We start from the raw sequence: 4,729 nt of genomic DNA on the forward strand, positions 1-4,729 counted from the left end.
GAACTGCAGCTAGTCCTCGCGGTCTGGACCGGCGCCTGCCCCACCTGTCACCGCGACATGCCACAACCGATACCGACCTGACCAAGCACTACTAGGAGCCGGCCTGCGGTCGATTGTCGAACATAAACCGTACGTAGGTTCGATTTTCCGGATGGTCTGAATACCCGGTCTGGCCTCGTTGTCAGTGGCGCGCTTTATGTTGAAGGACGCGTTTTCCGGAACTTCGTCACAGGCGGGGGCATCGATGACTAACGGCGTGTTCCATTCCGGTCTCCAGCGGATCCTCAACCTTGATCGGGAAGACCTTGGCTTGGGAAGCACCTGGCCCGGCCTGTCGGAACTGAAGGAGAGCTTGCTGCTACCCGTGGCTCAGCGAGACCGGGAACTGCTCGTCTGCGTAGCGAAAAGCCTGGGGCGTCAGTGCAAGGCTGAACAGAGCGGGGTCAAGAGCCCGCACATGTACGTGCGCAGGCACCGCGGCCCCGACGGAGTGCAACGCCTGCGCGCCGCTCACCTGCCCACGCCGCACGAAATGACGCCAGAGGAGAGCGACCGGCACAAGGCCATGAAGGACTTTCTGGCCCGCACGGGGCAGGCGGCTGGCCTGGAGGTCCACGTAGAGAAGGCCACCAAGTTCCGTACTTCTCGACCGGATGTGACGATCGTGGGCGCCGGCGGAGTGAGCCTGGGGTGCGAAGCGCAGTACTACAACGCCAGCGCCGGAACTGTGCTACGACGGTCAAGGGCACACGCTGAAGGCGGACTGGTCGCCAACTGGATCACGCACGACGACAGATTCCACTTGGTCGACCGGTCAAATTGGATGCTGACCAGACCGTTGACCTGGCGGGAAATCAGCAACGCGGCGGATCTCGCGCTGATGGGCGGCTACCGCGTTCTTGCTGAGTGGCTGTGCACCGCGAGTGCTGAGCGTCCTTGCCCGAATGGGCGGGCCAAGACGGGCTGCGGGAAAACGCACCTGCAGTGGGACACTCCCCGTGCTCAGGACGATGAAGGCACCGGATGGACCGGTTATGAGGGCAACACTCGAGGTGTGACGGTCGGCCAGACCCTTATCGCAGCAGCCATCGGCAGTGTGGCGCCGCTGTTCGCGGCGTCCCGTAAGGACCGGCGCTCGGGCGCTTACATGTGGGTGCCAGCAGCACACCGAGATCGCTGGGCCGACTACCAGAACGAGAATGGTCCTGAGCCCGAGGAGCAGCACCTAGCTGAAGAGGGCCTTGACTTCTCCGACAGGGACGTAGATCTCACGTGCACCTTCGGAGAGGCCACCTTCTTCCCCAGTGCGCCGCTTGAGCGCCGCGGCCTCTACAGCGTGGAGTTGAGCCTCACTGTGGACCACCCGGCCCCGCGTCGATCCGGCCCTGCGATTGAGGAAAGCCCCGCAGCTTTCACACGGCGAGTCGGCCAGCCCGCCTCCTGGTCAGACGACACGCCGGCGCCGCTGCAGCAGCCATTCATTCCGTCCCAGCCATCGGCGCCGGCCGTTGAGAAGGCGCCTGCTGTCCCCGCGAGGGGACTGTCAGGGGACCCTACGCCTCACTCTGACGAACCGGACCAGAACGGGCTCCCAGGATCGCTGATCGTTCTGCAGCGAGCGGCCAACCTCGAACGCGCGAAGTGGGAGCAGCTCGATTCCCCTGACGAGCGTACGAAGCAGCGACGCATCTGGCTCGAAGCGGCTACCGCAGTCCAGAACGCTGTGACCCGCTACGCAGGTGCCCAGAACCTGAACCGTTTCGACGTCGAGCAGCAGGTGCGGCGTGCCGCGAAGGACGACACCGTCGACAGCTGATCCGGACCCGGATCTGTGCGCGATGAGTGAGCCCAGCCATGGCATGCGTCATCGCCCCCGCTACCGGGAGTCGGACATGGCGGAACGGTGTGCAGTACCTGGGGTCCCGGATCAGTCGTGTCCCGGCTGCTGCCTTGGCTGCCCGGTGTGTTGCAAGTGGTCTTTCAGCTGTTGGCGCAGGGCAGGCAGTGGGATGGTGGCGCCCAGGGATGTGAGGAACTCAGGGACGGTCCAGGTGATCAGGGCGCCGTGGCGTGACAGGTAGATGCCTAAGCGGTCGATGCGGTAGGTGTCGTCGTAGTCGAGCAGCAGGTAGCCGGCGAGTTGCTGCACGGCGGCGCGGTTGAGGGAGTGCGGGCGGATGGTGGCTTTGCAGTCGATGAGGAGTCCGTCGACGATGAAGTCGGCGTCTGCGCCGCCCAGGTCGGCGCTGCCGGCGAAGACCGGTCCGCATACTCGCTTGTGCTCCGGCAGGAGCCGGAAGGGCGCGAAGGGACGTTCGGCGAGCGCCATTTGGTCGCTGATGTCCTCCAGTACGTAGGCGGGGACCGCCGCTGTCAGATCGTTCAGGGTGGTGCGCGTGTCAGCGGAAGCGAGCAGGTTGCGGCGCCGGGGGAAGACTCCGTTGCGGTAGACGGCCTCGAAATAGCCGGCCACGTGGCACAGCCGGGTCGGCTCTTCGTCGTCCAGCTGGGTGGCGCCGTCCAGGTGGGCCCGCAAGCGGGCCAGCAGCTCGATCCCCGCGCTGTGCAGGCTCTGGCGTACTCCGGCAGCCGGAGCTCCATCCAGAGGTGCGAGGTTGCCCAGGAGCCGGATGCCGAGGGCGACCGCTTCTCCCGGGCTGCGTCCTAGCAGGAGTCTGAGCCGGTAGTCGATGGTGTGTCCGAGGGCCGCGTAGTCGGGCCGCCGTTCGTTCATCGGCTGCGCCGCGGGTGGCAGCGTGCGTACCTGTTGCTGGTAGGCGCTGATGAGCCGCTCTGTGCGGGGCAGATGCCGGTTCAGAAACAGCGACATCGGTGAGCGCGGATACTGCAGCTGGCCAGTAAGCGGCAGCGCTGCCAACGGCACCCCATCGGGGGTAGTGGTGGCGCCGGCGCGTGAGGCGGTGCGGATCTGGGCTTCGGCCCACTGAAGACCAGAGGCATCCAGTACCTCGCGAGCCCGGGTCACCGCGACATAGATCAGCCGCGCCTCCGCCGGATGCACGGAGCGGCCCGCCTCCTCGCCCGCTTCCGGGGCGAAGCCATTGCCGATGCGCACCCGCCGCCATTCACGGCCCTTGGCCTTGTGCACGGTGGACACCACGACGCGCGCCTGGTCCTCGCTGGCCATGCGCTGCACGGCCGCGATGATCTGCTGAGGGCCATAGGTGTCGACCAGGTCCACGAGGGCTTTGAGATCGCCTGCCGCAGAATCCTGTTCGGCATACTCCTGGACCTCTGCCCAGGAGGAGAAGAGGAACAGTTCGTGGTGCGAGGTCCGCCTGCCTGCCTGCAGATCCATTGCCGCCTGGGCGATCTTCAGCAGCGGCTGGCCGCCCCCGACCAGCGCGACCGGGACACCTTCGTCGAGGAAGTGCAGCACCTCGGCGAGCGCATCGGCATTGCCCCGGCACAGCACCGCGTCCGGGACCTCGACCTTTTCGAGTGCGGACGCCCGGCTTGCGTGTCCGGTGAGCCGCATCGTCGACGATGCAGCCTGCAGCCACCGGTTCGCCACCCGCGCGATCGCCGGCCCGAACTTGAAGGACTGTGTCAACTCCATGCGCTGCCCTGGAAAGCCGCTCATGATGTCCTTCGCGTGCCGCCACTCATAGATCTGCTGTGCCGGGTCGCCTACACACACGCGCTGAGCGTCCTGCGCGAGGAAGATCTCCTCGAGCACGGGGTTGGTGTCCTGCGCCTCGTCCAGGAGCACGAAGTCCGCAGGCAGCCGCGGCCGGGTCAGTGCCCACATCTTCAGGTAGTGATCGTGGTGAAAAGGCAGCTGCCCGTCGGGAGAGCAGATGTCCTCCCACGCCCATCGCGCTCTTTTCAGCAGGACTTCCGCCAGATACTGCACACCCTGGTCGTCCAGCCCGTTCACCGTGCCCAGGTGCCGGGCCGCCACCTGCTCATCCGTGCTGTAGCAAAAGCGCCGCACCATCTCCATCACCAGCCGCGCCAGCGTCGTCGCCCGCAGCCGCTTCTTGTTGACGGCCAAGTCCCGGTCCAAGCCCAGCAACCGCGCCGTACGGCTCAGGGGCATGTGACGCGATGCCTCAAGCCTCCCCTGGAACCGTCTGCCAACCGCCTGATACGCCAGCGAATGCGATGTCCGGCACTGCACGTTCGAACCGAACCGCGCCCGAGCCTCCACCGCAATGGGCTTGTTGAAGGCCACGTACAAGCCGTGGCGGCGGGAGGCCGCACCCATCATCGCGAGCGTCGATGTCTTGCCCGTGCCCGCGCCCGCCACCAAAGCCAAGTCATGCCCTGCGGCGAACGCCTCACGGGCAGCTTCCTGCTCCGCCGTCGCCTTCAAGACCACAGCACACCTCTTCCACCCACACCGCGAGCCTCTGGGATACAGCCAGCTCTGCCGCGCGATCAGCCTGGCAGGAGCCACTGACACACTGTCATCAAAATAGGCATGCGCCTGCGAAAGATCGAAAATGTGGCCGATCAAGCACTGCGATCCATAGCAAGCTGCTGCATGGTGGCTCCCAAGACGGCGCAGCATTCGCACGGTCCGGTCGGCACACGGGTGCTGCTCGTGACAAAAGGTCGGTCTCGCTGCTCCCCGCACCCGCGGGGAAGGTTCCGGCACAGCGACTGAACTTGTTCTTTATCTACCAAGATCTTCCGGGCTTGCCGATGGCCTTGAGGGTCTCTGGGCGTTTGACGGTTTTGCCGACGTCGTAGCGGGGTGCCC

2 protein-coding genes are annotated in these 4,729 nt (G+C 65.7%); one reads left to right on the forward strand and one right to left on the reverse strand.

Features of this window, described 5'->3' with window-relative positions:
* The first annotated feature begins 244 nt into the window (after positions 1-244).
* Positions 245-1,816 (forward strand): hypothetical protein, encoded by a 1,572-nt coding sequence (locus AB0J12_RS39370; RefSeq protein WP_363269618.1) that lies wholly within the window; start codon positions 245-247, stop codon positions 1,814-1,816.
* A 111-nt stretch (positions 1,817-1,927) separates the two neighbouring features.
* Here the strand turns inward: AB0J12_RS39370 and AB0J12_RS39375 are convergent, their stop codons facing one another.
* On the reverse strand, positions 1,928-4,345 hold the full coding sequence (locus AB0J12_RS39375; RefSeq protein ID WP_363269619.1) for a UvrD-helicase domain-containing protein: 2,418 nt from the start codon (positions 4,343-4,345) through the stop codon (positions 1,928-1,930).
* Between the last annotated feature and the right edge of the window lie 384 nt (positions 4,346-4,729).

Origin of the sequence: Streptomyces sp. NPDC049915 (genome assembly GCF_040656475.1) — a bacterium.
Lineage (GTDB): Bacteria > Actinomycetota > Actinomycetes > Streptomycetales > Streptomycetaceae > Streptomyces.